Source organism: Streptomyces sp. NPDC102283 (genome assembly GCF_044766265.1).
Classification (GTDB): Bacteria; Actinomycetota; Actinomycetes; order Streptomycetales; family Streptomycetaceae; genus Streptomyces.
Map to the genome: position 1 here is coordinate 387955 of NZ_JBIWLQ010000004.1, position 16638 is coordinate 404592.

Consider the following 16638-nt stretch of genomic DNA (forward strand, 5'->3'; position numbering starts at 1 on the left):
GGCCTTCGGCCGGAGCTAGGGACCCTGGAAGACGACCAGCGCCCGGCCGCCCTTGCCCGCGATCATGTTGTCGAAGGCCGTGGGGATGGAGTCCAGGGCGATGTGCTCGGTGACCATCATCGACAGGTCGAAGCGGCCCGCGCGGATGTGGGCGGCGAGGACGGGCAGGTCGCGGGCCGGGTCGCTGTTGCCGTAGACGCAGCCCGTCAGGGTCCTGCCCCAGTGGAAGATCTCCAGGGCGTTGAAGGTGACTTCCTGGTCCTTGCCGCCGATCCCGACGACCGTGGTGCGCCCGCCGCGCCGGGTGGACTCCCAGGCGGCCCGGATGGTCGCGGGCCGGCCGACGCACTCGACGGCCACGTCCGTGCCCTGACCGCCGGTCAGCTTGCGGATCTCGCGCGGGGTGGTGGCGGAGGCGATGACGTAGTCGGTGGCCCCTGCCTGCCGGGCCAGCTCCTCCTTGGCCGGGGAGACGTCGACCGCGATGATCCGGGAGGCGCCCGCGATCCGGGCGGCCTGGAGCACGGCGAGGCCGACGCCGCCGATCCCGAAGACGACGACGCTCTCGCCCTCGCGGACCTCGGCGCTGTGGTGGATCGCCCCGTAGCCGGTCAGGACCGCGCAGCCGAGGAGGGCGGCGTCGATGAGCGGGATGCCGTCGGGGGCGGGGAGCACGCAGTTCGCGGCGACGACGGTCTCCTCCGCGAAGGCCGCGACGTTGAGGCCGGGGTGGAGGTCGGTGCCGTCGGCCGTACGGGCGTGGAGGTTGGCGGTCCCCTTCAGGGCGTCGGCGCAGAGCCACACCTCGCCGATCCCGCAGTGGAAGCAGGCCCCGCAGGAGGGGGCCCAGTTGAGGACCACGCCGTCGCCGGGGGCCACGTGCGTGACCCCTTCGCCGACCGCCAGGACCGTGCCGGCGCCCTCGTGGCCGAGGACGGCGGGCACGGGGACGCGCATGGTGCCGTTGGACAGGGACAGGTCGGAGTGGCAGACGCCGGCGGCGGCGAGGGAGACGCGCACCTGGCCGGGGCCGGGCTCCGGCAGGACGATGTCGGTGATCTCCAGCGGAGCTCCGACGGCGGGCAGTACGGCGGCGCGGACCACGAACAGACTCCTTGTACGGAAGGGGTTACGGGGTTCAGAACTGGAGCGACTTGGTCTGGAGGTACTCCGCCAGACCGTGCGGTCCCAGCTCGCGCCCCACCCCCGACTGCTTGTAGCCGCCGAACGGGGCCAGCGGGTTGAACCGTCCGCCGTTGATGTCGACCTGCCCGGTGTCCATCCGGCGGGCGAAGGCCGCCGCATCCTCGTCGTCGGCTGCCCACACGGCGCCGGCGAGGCCGTACACGGTGTCGTTGGCGATCCGCAGGGCGTCGTCCACGTCCTCGTACCGCAGGATCGAGACCACCGGGCCGAAGATCTCCTCGCGGGCGATCGTCATGTCCGGGGTGACGTCGGCGAAGACGGTGGGGCTGACGTAGTAGCCGGTCTCCAGGGGCGCGTCCGGGCCGCCCGCGACCAGCCGGGCGCCCTCCTCGACGCCCTTGGCGATGTATCCGCGCACCCGGGCCTGCTGCTTGGCGTTGACGAGGGGACCGACCCGCTCGCCTGCCACGTACTTGGTGACGGCGTTGGCCGCGAGCTCCACGGCCTCCTCGTAACGGTCGGCGTCCACCAGCATCCGGGTCCAGGCGCTGCACGTCTGGCCGGAGTTGGTCATCACGTTGGCGATGCCGACGTTGACGGCCTTGGCCAGGTCCGCGCCGGGCAGGATGACGTTGGCGGACTTGCCGCCCAGCTCCAGGGCGACCCGCTTGACGGCGGCTCCGGCGGTGGCGCCGATCTGCCGGCCCACGGCGGTGGAGCCGGTGAACGAGACCAGGTCGACGCCCTCGTGGGCGGCGAGCGCCTGTCCCGCGATCGGTCCGAGGCCGGTGACGAGGTTGAAGACGCCGGGCGGCAGACCGGCAGCCTCGGTGGCCTCCGCGAAGAGCTGGGCGGTGAGCGGGGTGTCCTCGGCGGGTTTGAGGACGACGGTGCAGCCCGCGGCGAGCGCGGGGGCGACCTTGGCGACGATCTGGTGGAGCGGGTAGTTCCAGGGGGTGATCGCGCCGACCACGCCGACCGGCTCCAGCAGTACGGTGGAGTTGCCGATCCGCTCCTCGAAGGCGTGGCGGCCGGCCAGTTCGGCGTACGAGGCGGCGACCAGCACCGGCAGGCCCGCGTGGACCGTCCGGGACAGCGGCAGCGGCGAGCCCAGTTCGGCCGTGATGGTCTCGGCCAGCTCGTCCTTGCGGGCGGTCAGGGCGTCGGCCAGCGCGGTGAGCCGGGCGGCGCGCTCGGCGGGCGGGGTCGCGGCCCAGGCGGGGAAGGCGGCGCGCGCGGCCCGTACCGCCGCGTCGACGTCCTCGGCCGTCCCCGCCGGCACGTGGGCGATGACCTGCTCGTCGGCCGGGTTCACGACCGCGATCGTGTCCTGGCCGGCGGAGGGCCGCCACGCACCGTCGATGTACATCTGGTCATGGGCCTTCATGGCTGTTTCCTCCCGGACGTGCGGTGCGGAGCCGTGCTGTGCGGAGCCGTGCTGAGCGGAGCGCCGGAACGGCGCGGGCGCGGGGCAGCCCGTCGCACCCGCCCAAACTAGCGCCGTTAGTTTTCTGACGCCAGGGAGCTTCCGGAGACGCCCGTCACGCCCGGCCCGCACGCCCCCGGCGCGTGCGCCCCCCGCCCCGACGCCGCGGGCAGTGGGCGGAGACCGTCTGTCTCGATCGCCGGGGTGGCGCTATGTTCTTCGGGCATCACCCGGGAGGAATTCGGCAGGCGGCGCGTGACCGGCGGTCCCGTGCCCGTACGCACGACGGGGGCGGACGAGCGGATGAGCTTATCTTTGGGGCGTCCCGGCACACGGCAGGACCGCCGGTGGCGGCGCGTGGGCGGGTCGGCCGCCCGCTTCGCCGGTGCCGGTGCCTGTGCCGGTGAGGCCGAAGTCCTCGTCGGGCAGGTGCCCGCCCCTCGTGGCCCCGACGTCCGAACCGGGAGGAGCAGCACCACGCCGCCCGGCGAGGACCGTTGGACCGCGCGGTGATCCTCGCGGCGATGCGCGGGGGACGCCTGCGCGGGCATCGTGCGGGCGGCGCCCCTCGCGGCGAGCCGGGCGCATACGACGCGTTCATCTCGTACAGCCACGCCTGGGACAGGGACGTGGCGAAGGCCTTCCAGGACGCGTTGCAGGGTTTCGATCGCCCCTGGTACCGGCCGAGGAGCCTGAGGCTGTTCCGTGACGAGACCCATCTCGCGGCAAGTCCCCACCTGTGGCGGGAGATCGAGCAGGGGCTGGCCCGGTCACGGTGGCTCGTGATCATGGCGAGTCCGTTGGCCGCCGGGTCCCCATGGGTGCGGCGGGAGATCCGCTGGTGGCTCACCCACCGGTCCGCGGACACCTTGCTCATCGGCTGGACCGACGGCACCTTGCTCTGGGACTCCGAACGGGCGGGGTTCGACTGGTCGCACACCAACGCCCTGCCGAAGCAGGAGATGGAGCGGGCGTTCGAGGAGGAGCCCCGTTGGGTGGACCTGCGCTGGCTGCGCAGTCCGGAGCAGGCCAGTACGGCCGACCCCCGGCTGGTCGGATGCGTCGCGGAGTTCTTCGCACCGCTGACGGGCAGGTCCAAGGACGATGTGCTCGGCGACCACGTACGTCGGCGCCGCCAGACCCGCCGTGTGGTGCGGGCCACGCTCGCGGCGCTCACCGTACTGTTCCTCCTGGCCGTCGCCGGCGGGATCACCGCCTACACCCAGCGCAACGAGGCCCGGGCCCAGACCCTGGTCGCACAGTCGAGGCAGCTGGTCGCCGAGGCCTCGTCGATCAGGGACGCCCAGCCGGACCTGGCACGCCAGTTGATGGCGCAGGCATACCGGCTCGCGCCGACGGCCGAGGCGGTCGGCGCGCTCGTCGACAGCTACGCGATTCCCCGGGTCGTCCGCGGCCGCGGACCGGTGCGCGCGGCCGCGTACAGCAGCCGGGGCCTGCTGGCCCTGGCCGACGACGGGCTACGGCTGTTCGACCCCGCGAGCGGAACGCGGCCGGTTTTCACGGAGTCCGTGAAACGCCGGGCGACCGCGCTCGCCTTCAGCCCGGACGGCAGACGGCTGGCTCTCGGCGGTGCGAACGGCACCGTGCGGTTGCTGGACGTGACGGATGCCGACAGCCCGAGGGTCCTGGTGGAGACGGCAGGGGTGAGTGACCGCAGGGAGGTCGCGGTGCTCGTCCTCACCTCCGACGAGCGGCTGATCGCCATGACGTGGAGGACCGGTGCCGTCCTCGACGTCTCGGATCCCGCCCGGCCCAAGCCTCTCGGTCCGTTGCCCGACTATCCGGTAGCGGCAAGTCCGGACGGCACTCTGCTCGTCACCGAGGGACGAGCCGCGGACGGAGGGTACTTGGGACACCTGCGGCTGTGGACCCTGTCCGGCTCCGCCGGGCCGCGCCAGTTCACCACCATCGCCTCGCCCCCTGTCGACAACTCCGCATCCCCGCAGCGCGCGGTGTTCAGCCCCACCGGCCCGCTGCTCGCCATCGCCGCCGAGGACAGCAGGGTGAAGCTCTGGGACGTCGCGGACCCCGCCCGGCCGGTCGCCCGGGCGGACCTGTACACACGGAGCAGGTTCGGCATCTACTCGGTGGCCTTCTCCCCCGACGCGGGGACCCTCGCCACCGGGGACAGCGACGGCACCGTCGCCCTCTGGGACGTGTCCGACCCCTTGCGCCCCCGTTCCGGCGCCCGGTTGAACGGCCACACGAGGACGGTGGGCAGGCTCTCCTTCAGCCCGGACGGGCACACCGTGGCCTCGGCCGACGCCCACGAGACGCTGCTCGACGACAGAGCGGGCCCCCACGCCGTCCGGCTGTGGGCGGTGTCGGGAAGCGAGCGGACCTCCACGTTCACGACCCTGCCGACCGAGGGGGTCTTTCCGCCCTCGTTCGATCCGGACAGCCGCATACTGGCCGCCGGCGGCGAACCCACGACCGTATGGAGCGTGGACGGCGCCGACTCGCCCCGGCTCCTCTCGACGGTGGAGACGGTCAATCCCGGCGGCCAGGCCGCGGCCTTCGGCACGGACGGGCGCACCCTGATCTCCGGCACGCCCCTGAAGGCGTGGGACATGACCGACCCGTCCCGTCCACGGCTCTCGACCCGGGGTGCGGCCCGCGCGGTCGGAGCGAAGAGCCTGGCCGTCAACCCCGTCCTGCCGGTGGCGGCTTCGCGGGGCGGTCCTGGTGACCGGGCGCAGGTGTGGGACATCGGTGACCCGGCCGAACCCGCCCTGCTCGGCGCGTTCGACAGCGCGGACTCCGGTCACCAGGATCTCGCCTTCAGCCCGGACGGTGCGCTGCTGGCGGCGCCGACCCGGACGGGAGGCGTACGGCTCTGGTGGGCAGCCCGGCGGGCCCCGCCCAGGCCGGCGGGTGACCTCCCGATGACGAAGGGCGTGCGCGCGCTGGCATTCGGCCCGCGGGGCCGCAGCCTGCTCGTCGGGGACGAGACGGGAACGATCAGCACCTGGGACGTGTCGCGACCCGGTCATCCGGTGCGCCGGGGGGTCTCCGCCCGGCACACGGACGCCATCTCCGGGCTCGCCTTCCATCCCGACGGGGAACTCGTGGCCACCGCGGGCCTGGACGGCCGTATCCGCCTCTGGGACTTCAGGAACCCGGCCCGGCCCGTCGAAGTGACCACGCTGAGTACCGCTGCCCTGTACCACCACGCGACCGTGGGCTTCAGCCCGGACGGGCGCCTGCTGGCGGTGACCGACGGCTCCGGCACGCGGCTGTGGACGGTGGACCGGACCGGCATCCTGCAGCGGCTGTGCGCCGAGTCCCCACGCATCACCCCCGATCAGTGGGCCCAGTACCTCCCGGACCGGCCCTACGACCCGCCCTGTTCCTGACACGAGACGAGACGGAGAACACTGTGGCAAACGGCTTACGGCGCGTCATCACGCTCACCGCGTTCCTGACGGTCCTACTGACGACCGGCGCGTGCGACGCCTCGGACCCCGCGCCCCGGATCACGCCTTCGACCCGGGGGCCGGACTCTTCGGCCCCCGCCTCGCCGCCGGAATCCCCACGGGAGACCCCCTCGGTCGTCGGACCCGCGCCGGCGGACCTGCGCGACGTGGACTGGTCCGAGATCCCTGTCCCGGGAGAGTTCTGCGGCGTGCCGGGGCTGGTGCGCGTCGACGCCGCGGGCGAGGCCCTGGCCACCTCGCGGACCTGGGGAACGGTCCGCGTCAGGCAGACGCGGAACGTCCTCTACGGCGATTCCGACGGCGACCGCCGCGACGAGGCCGCCGTCTTCGTCGGGTGCGACGACAACGGCCTCACGCAGAACGCGGACATCGCCGTCGCGTACGTGGTGTACGGGCATGCGGGGAAGAACCTCGCCGCTATCGGCTCGATCACCCCGCGCCAGAAGTCCACCACGAACCACACCGCGCTCGCGGGAGTGGAGTTCGCACCGGGCCGGATCGTCGTGAGCGAGAAGTGGTACCGCCCCAACGACGCGCGCTGCTGCCCGAGCGGGGACGCGACCACCGTCTGGACCCGTGAGGGCGACCGGCTGACTCCCGGCGCCCCTCGCGTCACCTCGTGAGGGGGCCCCGCGAGGGAAGCGGTGTGACGCGAGCGGTGTCGGGCGGCGGCGCGCGGGGAGGGCGGAGGGGTCAGGCTTCCGGGCCCTTGAGAGCCTGCCCCGGCCCGGTACGCCCGGTTCGTACGGCGCGCCCGTCAGCGATGCTCCGGTGAGGTTCCGGGGCCGGGGCGGGGGCCGGCGGTGCTGGGGCGGGGGCCGGGGGTGCCGGGGCGGGGTCCGGGCGCCCCTCGCCGCGCAGCCCGAGTCCCGCCGCCCCGATCAGGAACACACCGAGCAGCGCGAACGGGGCCGCCACTCCCACCGCGCCCGCGATCAGCCCGGCAGCGGCGGGGGCGGCGACCTGGCCGAGCCGGTTTCCGGTCAGCCGGAGGGCGAGCGCGGTGGACCGGGCCCGGTCGGGGGCGGCCCGGACCACGGTGGTCATGGACAGCGGCTGGCCGACGCCGAGGCAGAAGCCGAGCACGGCGAGCATGACGGCGAGGACCGGGACGGACACGGGGAGGGCGACGCCCGCGCAGAGAAGTCCGGCGAGCAGGCAGCTGGTGGTCAGCAGGGCCCTGCGACCCAGCAGCCGCAGCAACGGCGACATGACCAGCCGGCAGGTGATCGTGGCGGCGGCGCGCAGACTCAGCAGCAGCCCCACGGTGGCCGGCGCGATGGAGCGGTGTTCGCCGACGACCGGCAGGTAGGCGGTGAGGATGTCGGTTGCGGACAGCACCGCCATGCTGATGAAGATGCCGGCGGGAACGCCCCGCGCGCCCAGGATCGCGCGGACCGGGACCTTGTGGCCGGGCTCGGCACCGGAGCCCTTCGCCCGGCGGTGCTCGATGCGCCAGAGCGAGGTGAGGGCGACGGCGGCGACCGCGGCCGACACGAGGAGGGCCAGCGCGCTCGTACGGCCCAGGGTTCCGCCCTGCCCGGAGATGAGCGCGCCCGCGGCGACCGGGCCGATGAGCTGGCCGAGCGAGGCCCCGATGGTGAAGTGCCCGAAGTTGCGGTCCTGTTCGTCGGGCGCGGACTGCCGGGCCACGATCGACTGCGCGCCGATCACGAAGCACAGGTGGCCGAGGCCCATCACGCCGCTCCAGGCGGCCATCGCGGGCAGCGAGGAGGCGATGCCGCTGAGCGCGCAGCCGCCGGAGACGAGGAGCACGCCGAGCGGCAGCAGGGGCGCGCAGCGGCCGTGGTCGGTGCGGCGGCCGAGCGGCACGGCGACGAACAGCGGGAGCAGGGCGTAGACCCCGGCGATGACGCCGACGGCCGCCTCGTCGGCACCGAGCGCGAGGGCCCGGTAGGAGACGGCGGGCCGCGCCATCGACACCGCCCCCTGCGCGAAGGCGAAGGCGATGACGAGGCGCAGCAGCCAGCCCCTGCCGGGCCCGGTTCGCGGGGTGCGTGTCATCACATGATGCCGAAGAGGACGCCCGCCGCGAGCACCACGAGCGAGGTGAGGACGGCCCACTTGACGGTGAAGCGGGTGTGGTCGCCGAACTCGACCTTCGCCATGCCGACGAGGACGTACACGGCGGGCACGAGCGGCGAGGACATGTGCAGGGCCTGGCCGGCCAGGGAGGCGCGCGCGATCTCCAGCGGCGAGACCCCGTGGGCCGCGCCGGCCTCGGCGAGGACGGGGAGGACGCCGAAGTAGAAGCCGTCGTTGGACATGAAGTAGGTGAGCGGCAGGCTGAGCAGACCGGTGACGATGGCCATGTGCGGGCCCATCGCGTCGGGGACCGCGCCGACGACCCAGTCGGCCATGTTCTCGACCATGCCGGTGCCGGTGAGGACTCCGGTGAAGACGGCGGCGGCGAAGACCATGCCGGAGACGTTGAGGACGTTGTCGGCGTGCGCGGCGATCCGGGCCCGCTGGTCGGGCATGTGGGGGAAGTTGACGGTGAGCGCGAGGGCAGCGCCGAGCAGGAAGAGCACCGGGATCGGCATCAGTTCCATGATCATCGCCGTCAGCAGGGCGGCGGTGAGTCCGGCGTTGAACCAGTAGAGCTTCGGCCGGAGCGTGGGCCGGTTCGGGTCGAGGCCCTGGAACTCGTCGTCGTCCCCGTCCGCGAGGTCGTCCGCGGGGGCGGCGTCGGCGCCGGCCCCCGTACCCGTACCCGTACCGCCCGCCGAGGCGGATGCGCCCTTGCGGAGGCGGTCCTCACCGCCGGTGCCGCCCGCGCCGGTGGACACGGTCTCCGGCTCCGGCTCCCGGGCGAGCGCCTCGTCGAGCGTGAGCGTGCCGAGGCGCTTGCGCTCCCGGAGGCCGAGCACGTACGCCAGCACGAACACGGCGAGCAGCCCCATGGCCAGCGCCGGGATCATCGGCACGAAGATCTCGGAGGCGTCCAGCTTGAGGGCGGTGGCGGCACGGGCGGTGGGGCCGCCCCAGGGGAGGGTGTTCATGACGCCGTTGGCGGTGGCCGCGACGCCGGTCATGACGACCAGGCTCATCTTCAGGCGTTTGTAGAGGGGATACATCGCCGAGACGGTGATCATGAAGGTGGTGGAGCCGTCGCCGTCCAGCGACACGATCGCGGCGAGCACCGCCGTACCGACGACGATGCGCATCGGGTCGGCCTGGCAGAACTTCAGGATGCCCCGGACGATCGGGTCGAACAGGCCGACGTCGATCATCACGCCGAAGTAGACGATGGCGAACATCAGCATGGCCGCGGTGGGCGCGAGGTTGCCGACGCCTTCGATGACGTAGTCGCCGAGCTGCGCTCCCTGTCCTACGGCGACACAGAACAGTGCGGGGATCAGTACCAGCGCCGCGATCGGCGACATCTTCTTCGTCATGATCAGGACCAGGAAGGTCGCGATCATGGCGAAGCCGAGGATTGTCAGCATGGGGGATACCTAACGTTCATCCTTGAACTCCCACCGGTCTCGGCGGTCCGGATGACGTTAGGGGCGCTCTCCCGGCGTTAACAAGATGTTGACGTGTGAGCAATACGAGCAAAACCCCAGGTCAACACGGTGATGCTAAGGAGCGGGGGTCACGGAGACCGGAATGGCGTTCAGTACGGCGGTGCCGGACAGCGGGTCCAGGAGCGTGCCGTCGAGCAGTTGGTTCACGTTCACGCCCGGGTGGGCGGCGGCGACCGTCATACGAGTGCCGGGGCGGCTGTGGCCCCATCCGTGCGGCAGGCTCACCACCCCGCTGCGCACGGTGTCGGTGATCTCGGCGGGGGCCTCGACCCGGCCGCCCGACGACTCGATCCGGGCGGTGGCCCCGTCCACGAGACCGAGGCGGGCCGCGTCGTCGGGGTGGATCTGGAGGGTGCAGACGTTGGACCCGCCGGTGAGCGAGCCCACGTTGTGCATCCAGCTGTTGTTGGAGCGCAGATGGCGGCGGCCGACGAGGACGAGCGGGGCGGGCCGGTCGCCCAGCGCCCGGCGCAGGCGCGGCAGATCGGCGGCGATCGGCTCCGGGAGCAGTTCGATGCGGCCGGAGCGGGTGCGCAGGACCTCCGGGACGCGGGGTTTCAGCGGGCCGAGGTCGATGCCGTGCGGGTGGGCGAGGAGCCGCTCCAGCGTCAGCCCGTACGGGCCGAGGCGCAGCATGAGGTCCAGCCGCCGTTCGGGGCCGTCCTCGCCGGTGAGGCCGGCGGACCTCTCCTTCGGGGCTCCGGCGCGGGTGAGGGCGGTGGTGATGGCCAGGTCGTCGACGGCGGAGGGCGGCGCGCCGTGCGTGCCGCCCACCGCGAGGACGAGCCGGGCGTGGATCTCGCTCTCGTCCATCCGCCCGTCCTCCAGGGGCACGGCGGCGCGGGTGTAGCGGACCTGGTTGTGCACGGCGAAACCGTTGAACGCGAAGTCGAAGTGGGCGCTCTGCGAGGGCGGCGGCGGTGGCAGGACGACATCGGCGTGCCGGGAGGTCTCGTTCAGGTACGGATCGACGCTGACCATGAAGTCGAGCCCGTCGGCGAGGGCGGCATCGAGGCGGTCGCCGTCGGGCGCGGAGAGCACGGGGTTGGCCGCGATGACCAGCAGGGCGCGGATGCGTCCCTCGCCCGGGGTGTCGATCTCCTCGGCGAGGGCGGCGATGGGCAGTTCGCCCTTGGCCTCGGGGTGCCCGGAGACCCGGCTCGCCCAGCGACCGAGCGCGAAGCCCTTGCCCGGGGCGGCGGGCCGTGGGGCGCGGGCGGTCGCGGAGAGCGGGAACAGCGCGCCGCCCGGCCGGTCGAGGTTGCCGGTGAGGATGTTGAGGACGTCCACCAGCCAGCTGGCGAGGGTGCCGTGCTCGACGGTGCAGCTGCCGATGCGCCCGTAGACGGCCGCGGTGGGGGCGGCGGCGAGTTCGCGGGCGATGGCCGTGATGGTCTCCGCGTCCACGTCGCAGGCGGCGGCGACGGCGTCCGGGGTGAAGTCCGCCAGGGCCGCGGCCAGTTCGTCGATCCCTTGCAGGTGGCCGGCGAGCGGACCGGGGTCGGCGAGCTTCTCGTCGATGAGCGTGTGCGCGAGCGCGGCCAGCAGCAGGGCGTCCGCGCCGGGCCGGATCGCGACGTGCCGGTCGGCGAGGCGGGCGGTGCGGGTGCGGCGCGGGTCGATGACGGTGAGGGTGCCGCCGCGCCTGCGCAGGGCCTTGAGCCGGCCGGGGAAGTCCGGTGCGGTGCAGAGGCTGCCGTTGGACTCCAGCGGGTTGGCGCCGATCAGGAGGAGGTGGTCGGTGCGGTCGAGGTCCGGTACGGGGATGGCGTGCGGGTCGCCGAAGAGCAGGCCGCTGGAGACGTGCTTGGGCATCTGGTCCAGGGTGCTCGCGGTGAACACGTTGCGGGTGCGCAGGGCCCCGAGCAGCAGGGGCGGGTAGAGGGAGCCCGCCATCGTGTGCACGTTGGGGTTGCCGAGGACCACGCCGACCGCGTTCGGCCCGTGGGTCTTCGTCAGCTCCGGTATCCGTGCGGCGATCAAGTCGAACGCCTCGCTCCAGGCGGCTTCGCGCAGTTCCCCGTCGTCGCCGCGTACGAGGGGGACGCGCAGCCGGTCGGGGTCGGCGTCGAGCCCGCCGAAGGAGGCCCCCTTGGGGCAGATGAAGCCCCGGCTGAAGATGTCGTCGCGGTCGCCGCGCGCTCCGGTGACGGTGGTCCCCTCGATGGTGAGGGTGAGACCGCACGTGGCCTCGCAGAGGGGGCAGATACGCGGTGCGGTGCGGGTGTCGTGGGACATGGGCCCTCCCCGGGGCGGCGGCGGTGGCAGGACGACATCGACGGCATGGGCCGGGCGGGCGTGGGAGCCCCGGCACGGGCGAGCATACCGACCGGTACGCACGGTGGGGAGATGCTGGGCGGAGGAGAAGGCGATCGGACCTCGGCCGACCGGTGCCACACAAGGTGCACAGACAGGCGGCCGGGCACGCGGAACGGCCGGAGGCTCCCCCGGCCCGGGGCTCGCGTTCAGTCGAGCGTCTGGGCGAGGTAGGACCTGACCAGGGTCCGCGTCTCGGCCACGATGGCGGCGTCCCCCGACGGCTCCATGCGGAAGGCCAGTTGGAGGAGCGCGTCGGCGGCCTCGACGCTCACCAGGATCGCCCGGGACAGCACCTCGTCGGGCCGCCGGCCGAGGTGGCCGGCGAGCAGGACGGCGAGCCGGTCCGCCAGCCGCCGGTTGGCGTCGTCCGCCGCGCCCTCGGCCGGGGACGGCGGCCCGAAGTCGACGAGCGCGAAGCCGGGGATGCTCCGCTTCATCGCGAGGTACTCGTCGAGCACCGCGTCGATGGCGGCGCGCCAGTCGCCGGCCGGAAGGTCCACGAGACGGGCGGCGATGCGGTCGGCGTAGATGTCCAGGTTGCGCAGCGCGAGGGCGTCGACGAGCGCGCGCTTGTTGGGGAAGAACCGGTAGACGGAACCGATGGGCACCTCGGCGCGCTCGGCGACGGCCCGGGTGGTGAGCTGCTCGTAGCCGGTCTCGTCGAGGAGTCCGGCGCAGGAGTCGAGTATCCGGGCCAGCCGGTCGGCACTGCGCTGCTGCACGGGGGCACGGCGGAGGTTCGGGTTGACGTGGGGCACGGGCCCCATGATGCCGTGCCCCCTCGACCCGGCGAACCGCACCCGCCGCCCGACGGAGGCGGCGGCCCGTGCCACCCGGCGGACGGCGGCGGCGCCCGACCGCCGGGAGCACCCTCCCGCACCCGCACCGCACCGCATCGCATCGCATCGCAGGAGACGGGCCACGAATGGCGCGATGTATGCCGTTGACGCGCCCCGCTCCGATTCCTACGGTAGTACATAGGATTCGTCGTCCGACGGATCCTATGGCTTTCTTGGGCAACGGGAGTGCGGGATGAGCGCGATCGACCAGGCGAGGAAGACGGCCGAGGGGCTGACGTATTCCTCGGGCTTCGGCAACGAGCACGGCTCGGAGGCGGTTCCCGGGGCGCTGCCGCACGGCCGCAACTCCCCCCAGCGCGCCCCGCTCGGGCTGTACGCGGAGCAGTTGAGCGGCTCCGCCTTCACCGAGCCGCGCGCGGACAACCGCCGCTCCTGGCTCTACCGGATCCGCCCCTCGGCCGCCCACCCGGCGTTCACCCGGATCGACAACGGCGGCCTGCGCTCGGCTCCCTTCACCGAGACGGCGCCGGACCCGAACCGGCTGCGCTGGAACCCGCTGCCCGACCCCGCGCCCGGCACGGACTTCCTGAGCGGCCTGTGGACGCTCGGCGGCAACGGCGACGCCGCGCAGCGCGCGGGTATGGCGATCCACCTGTACAGCGCCGACTCCTCGATGACGGACCGCGTGTTCAGCGACTCCGACGGCGAGCTGCTGATCGTCCCCGAGCGCGGCGGACTGCTGCTGCGCACCGAACTGGGCCTGCTGCGCGCCGAGCCGGGCCATGTCGCGCTGATCCCGCGCGGGATCCGCTTCCGGGTGGAGCTGCTGGAGGAGACCGCGCGCGGCTACGTCTGCGAGAACTACGGCCGCCCGTTCGCGCTGCCCGATCTCGGCCCGATCGGCGCCAACGGCCTGGCGAACGCCCGGGACTTCCTCGCGCCCGTCGCCGCGTACGAGGACCACGAGGGCCCGGTGGAGGTGGTCAACAAGTTCTGCGGGAACCTCTGGTCGGCGACGTACGACCACTCGCCTCTCGATGTGGTGGCCTGGCACGGCAACCACACCCCGTACGTCTACGACCTGCGCCGGTTCAATGTGATCGGCACGATCAGCTACGACCACCCCGACCCGTCGATCTTCACGGTGCTGACCTCGCCTTCCGACACCCCGGGGCTGGCCGGGGTGGACTTCGTCGTCTTCGCGCCGCGCTGGCTGGTCGGCGAGGACACCTTCCGCCCGCCGTACTTCCACCGCAACGTGATGAGCGAGTACATGGGCCTGATCGACGGGGCGTACGACGCGAAGGCGGACGGCTTCGTCCCGGGCGGCGGCTCCCTGCACAACATGATGTCGGCGCACGGACCGGACCGGGAGACCTTCGACCGGGCGAGCGCGGCGGAACTGAAGCCGCAGAAGATCGACGACGGTCTGGCGTTCATGTTCGAGACCCGCTGGCCGGTCACGGCGACCGCGCAGGCGGCCGCCGCCGAACATCTGCAGCGTGGTTACGACGACGTGTGGCAGGGTCTGAGCCGCAACTTCCGGCCGTAGCCGGCGGAAGGCCGGAGGGGACGGACGGGGACGGGACGGGGACGACGTGACAGAGAGCCAGGAGAGAGCCGGAGCGGAGAGCCGGAGGACCGGCGGCGACACCACGGCCGGGGCCGGGACCGGCGGGAACGCCACCACCGGGGCCGGTGACGACGCGGACGCGACGGCCTCCCCCGCCGGGGCCGACGCGGACGTCCGGGCGGCCCCGGCGCCGCCCCCGCCCGCCTTCGCCCCCGACTCCCTCGTCCTGAACCGGAAGCTGCCGCTCTGGTACCAGGTCTCCCAGTCCCTGCGGGCCTCCATACTGGGCCGCCCCCGGGACGCCTCCGCCCGGCTGCCCACCGAGGAGCAGCTCGCCGCGCACTACGGGGTCAGCGTGCTCACGATGCGCCAGGCGCTCAAGGAGCTGGAGACGGAGGGGCTGATCAGCCGGCACCGGCGGCGCGGCACGTTCATCGAGCCGCGCGCCCGGCGGGTCTCCCCGGTCCGGCTGCTGGGCTCGGTCGACGCGATCGTGGCCCAGCAGTCCGGAGAGGCGACGACCGTTCTCGGCCACGGCCCGACGGCGGTGCCCGGTGATCTCGCCGAGTTCTTCCCGGGCTGCGCCGAGGTGACCTGCTACCGGCGGCTGCGCCGCGACGGGCAGAGCGACGAGCCCACCAACTGGGCGGAGAACGCTGTCCTTCCCGACATCGCCGCCCGGATCGACGTGGCCGACCTTGAACGCTGGCCGATGACCAAGGTCCTGCGCGACGTCGTCGGGGTGAGGATCTCCCGGATCACCGACACGGTGGAGGCGCGGCTCGCCGACCCCGTCACCGCCGAGCTGCTCCAGGTCCCGCTGCTCAGCCCGATCCTGCACTACACGGGCGTGACGTACGACGAGGAGGGGCGCGTGGTGGACGTGGCCCGGATCCGCTACCGGGGCGACCGGTTCTCCTTCTCCGTGACGGTGGAGGCCACCTGACCCCGCCCCACGGGGACGCCGCCCGCCGTTACGATGCGAAAGGGGCACGGCGGACAGGGGAGGACGGGCAGGTGACAGCGCACGGGACAGCGGCGGCCGGCGGCGACGGGACCGCCCGGTCCTCGCCTCCGGAGACACCCCGACCGCCGGAAGGACCCCCCTCGCGGGACGGGCACCTGTCGCCGGACGGGCTCCTGTCGCTGGACGACCTGATGCCGTGGTCCGTACGGCCGCTGCGGACCGGCCGCGCCTGGGTGAGCGGCCCCGACCCCGTGGCGCTCCGGGCCCGCTGGGAACGGCTGGCCGCCGCCGAACCGGCCGATCAGGAAAGGCTGTTCGCGCCCAGCCGTTCCCGTACGCCGCACACCTCGGTCGCGGCCCTGCCCGGCCGGTCCGCCGGAACGGGCCGCTTCGCCCGGACCCCGGGCCCCTGCCCCGACCCCGTACGGATCCTCCACGGCCCCTACGACGAACAGTGGCTGCTCCCCGACCACCGGCTGATCGACGCGGCCCGTCCGGAGCTGTGGCGGGTCGCCGACGGGCGGCAGCTCTTCGCGGTCGAGCACAGCTCCGCCCCCGAGGATTCCGGGCCCGCCCTGTCCGTGACCGCGCTGCTGCCCGACGGGCACTCCCCCGCCGGGCGGCCCGGCCGGATCAGGCCGCTCTACCGCAGGCCCGGCGGCTCGGAACCCAACCTGGCTCCGGGGCTCACGGACCTGCTGCGCGAGCGGCTCGGCGGCGCGGCGGAGCCGGACGCGTTCACCCCGGAGGCGGTGCTGGCCTGGGTCCTGGCCGCCGCCCGGCCCTCCGCCACCGGCCCCCGGGTCCCGTTGCCGGCCGACGCGGAGGTGTGGTCCTCGGGGGTGGCGCTCGGCCGGGAGCTGATGCGACTCCAGTTGCGCGGGGCCCGGGGCGGGGAGCGGCCCCGGTTGCCGGGCGGACGCAGGCCCTATGTGCGGGCAGCGCTCCCGGCCCGTCCCACGGAGCTGGTCCACGAGGCCGGGGACGAGGCGTTGGTCGTCGGCGATGGCCGGATCTCGCCGGTGCCCGCGGCGGCCTGGGAGTTCACGGTGGGCGGGGTGCGGGTGCTGGAGCTCTGGTTCGGGCGCCGGGCGGCGGCGACCGGCCGGGGGCCGGACGGGGTCGCCCCGGACGGTCTGGATGCGGTCGGTGCGCGCGGCTGGCCCCGGGAGTGGACCTCGGAGCTGCTCGAACTCATCACCGTGCTCGCTCTGCTGGACGGCACGGCGGGGCCCCGGACGGAGCTGCGGGCAGCGCTGGAGGCGGGAGAGCTGATCGGGCCCGCCGAGCTGCGCGCCGCCGGGGTGCTGCCGGCGCCGTCCTCGGCACGGCGTCCCGCATCGGTGCTCGGGCACCAGGAGGAGGGCCCGGAAGGGCAGTTCGCGCTGCTGTAGCGAC

At 73.6% G+C, this 16638-nt stretch carries 11 protein-coding genes; 5 read left to right on the forward strand and 6 right to left on the reverse strand.

The annotated features are described in order from the left end of the window. Window positions 1–15: 15 nt before the first annotated feature. Window positions 16–1104 (reverse strand): Zn-dependent alcohol dehydrogenase, encoded by a 1089-nt coding sequence (locus ACIRJT_RS11050; RefSeq protein WP_403907333.1) that lies wholly within the window; start codon window positions 1102–1104, stop codon window positions 16–18. A gap of 34 nt (window positions 1105–1138) precedes the next feature. Further along, a complete protein-coding gene (locus ACIRJT_RS11055) occupies window positions 1139–2533 on the reverse strand; it encodes an aldehyde dehydrogenase family protein (RefSeq protein WP_403907335.1) in 1395 nt (464 codons plus the stop codon). 536 nt (window positions 2534–3069) lie between these two features. Between ACIRJT_RS11055 and ACIRJT_RS11060 the strand changes: the two genes are divergently transcribed. Together ACIRJT_RS11060 and ACIRJT_RS11065 are read left to right on the forward strand one after the other, a co-directional pair. After that, window positions 3070–5949 carry a TIR domain-containing protein gene (locus ACIRJT_RS11060; RefSeq protein ID WP_403907338.1) on the forward strand — a complete coding sequence of 960 codons (2880 nt, stop codon included), beginning with the start codon at window positions 3070–3072 and terminating at the stop codon, window positions 5947–5949. Window positions 5950–5972: 23 nt separating this feature from the next. Continuing rightward, window positions 5973–6653, forward strand: coding sequence for a hypothetical protein (locus tag ACIRJT_RS11065; protein WP_403907341.1), 681 nt, complete (start codon window positions 5973–5975; stop codon window positions 6651–6653). Window positions 6654–6723: 70 nt separating this feature from the next. Here ACIRJT_RS11065 and ACIRJT_RS11070 read toward each other — a convergent pair whose 3' ends face one another. The 4 genes from ACIRJT_RS11070 to ACIRJT_RS11085 all read right to left on the reverse strand — a co-directional run bounded on the left by ACIRJT_RS11070 (window position 6724) and on the right by ACIRJT_RS11085 (window position 12667). Next, window positions 6724–8055, reverse strand: a complete 1332-nt coding sequence (locus ACIRJT_RS11070; RefSeq protein ID WP_403907344.1) for an MFS transporter — start codon at window positions 8053–8055, stop codon at window positions 6724–6726. Then, window positions 8055–9500, reverse strand: coding sequence for a CitMHS family transporter (locus tag ACIRJT_RS11075; protein WP_403907346.1), 1446 nt, complete (start codon window positions 9498–9500; stop codon window positions 8055–8057). Before ACIRJT_RS11075 ends, ACIRJT_RS11070 begins: the two co-directional genes overlap by 1 nt. A gap of 135 nt (window positions 9501–9635) precedes the next feature. Next, window positions 9636–11819: a molybdopterin oxidoreductase family protein gene (locus ACIRJT_RS11080; RefSeq protein ID WP_403907348.1), complete on the reverse strand. Its 2184-nt coding sequence runs from the start codon at window positions 11817–11819 to the stop codon at window positions 9636–9638. Window positions 11820–12046: 227 nt separating this feature from the next. Next, a complete protein-coding gene (locus tag ACIRJT_RS11085) occupies window positions 12047–12667 on the reverse strand; it encodes a TetR family transcriptional regulator (protein ID WP_403907350.1) in 621 nt (206 codons plus the stop codon). A 265-nt stretch (window positions 12668–12932) separates the two neighbouring features. Here ACIRJT_RS11085 and hmgA point away from each other — a divergent pair, with 265 nt between their 5' ends. The 3 genes from hmgA to ACIRJT_RS11100 all read left to right on the forward strand — a co-directional run bounded on the left by hmgA (window position 12933) and on the right by ACIRJT_RS11100 (window position 16634). Beyond that, window positions 12933–14252, forward strand: coding sequence for a homogentisate 1,2-dioxygenase (gene hmgA / locus ACIRJT_RS11090; protein WP_403907352.1), 1320 nt, complete (start codon window positions 12933–12935; stop codon window positions 14250–14252). A 46-nt stretch (window positions 14253–14298) separates the two neighbouring features. Beyond that, a complete protein-coding gene (locus ACIRJT_RS11095; protein WP_403907354.1) occupies window positions 14299–15219 on the forward strand; it encodes a GntR family transcriptional regulator in 921 nt (306 codons plus the stop codon). A gap of 71 nt (window positions 15220–15290) precedes the next feature. After that, complete coding sequence (locus tag ACIRJT_RS11100; RefSeq protein WP_403907356.1) at window positions 15291–16634, forward strand: type ISP restriction/modification enzyme; 1344 nt, start codon at window positions 15291–15293, stop codon at window positions 16632–16634. Window positions 16635–16638 lie beyond the last annotated feature (4 nt).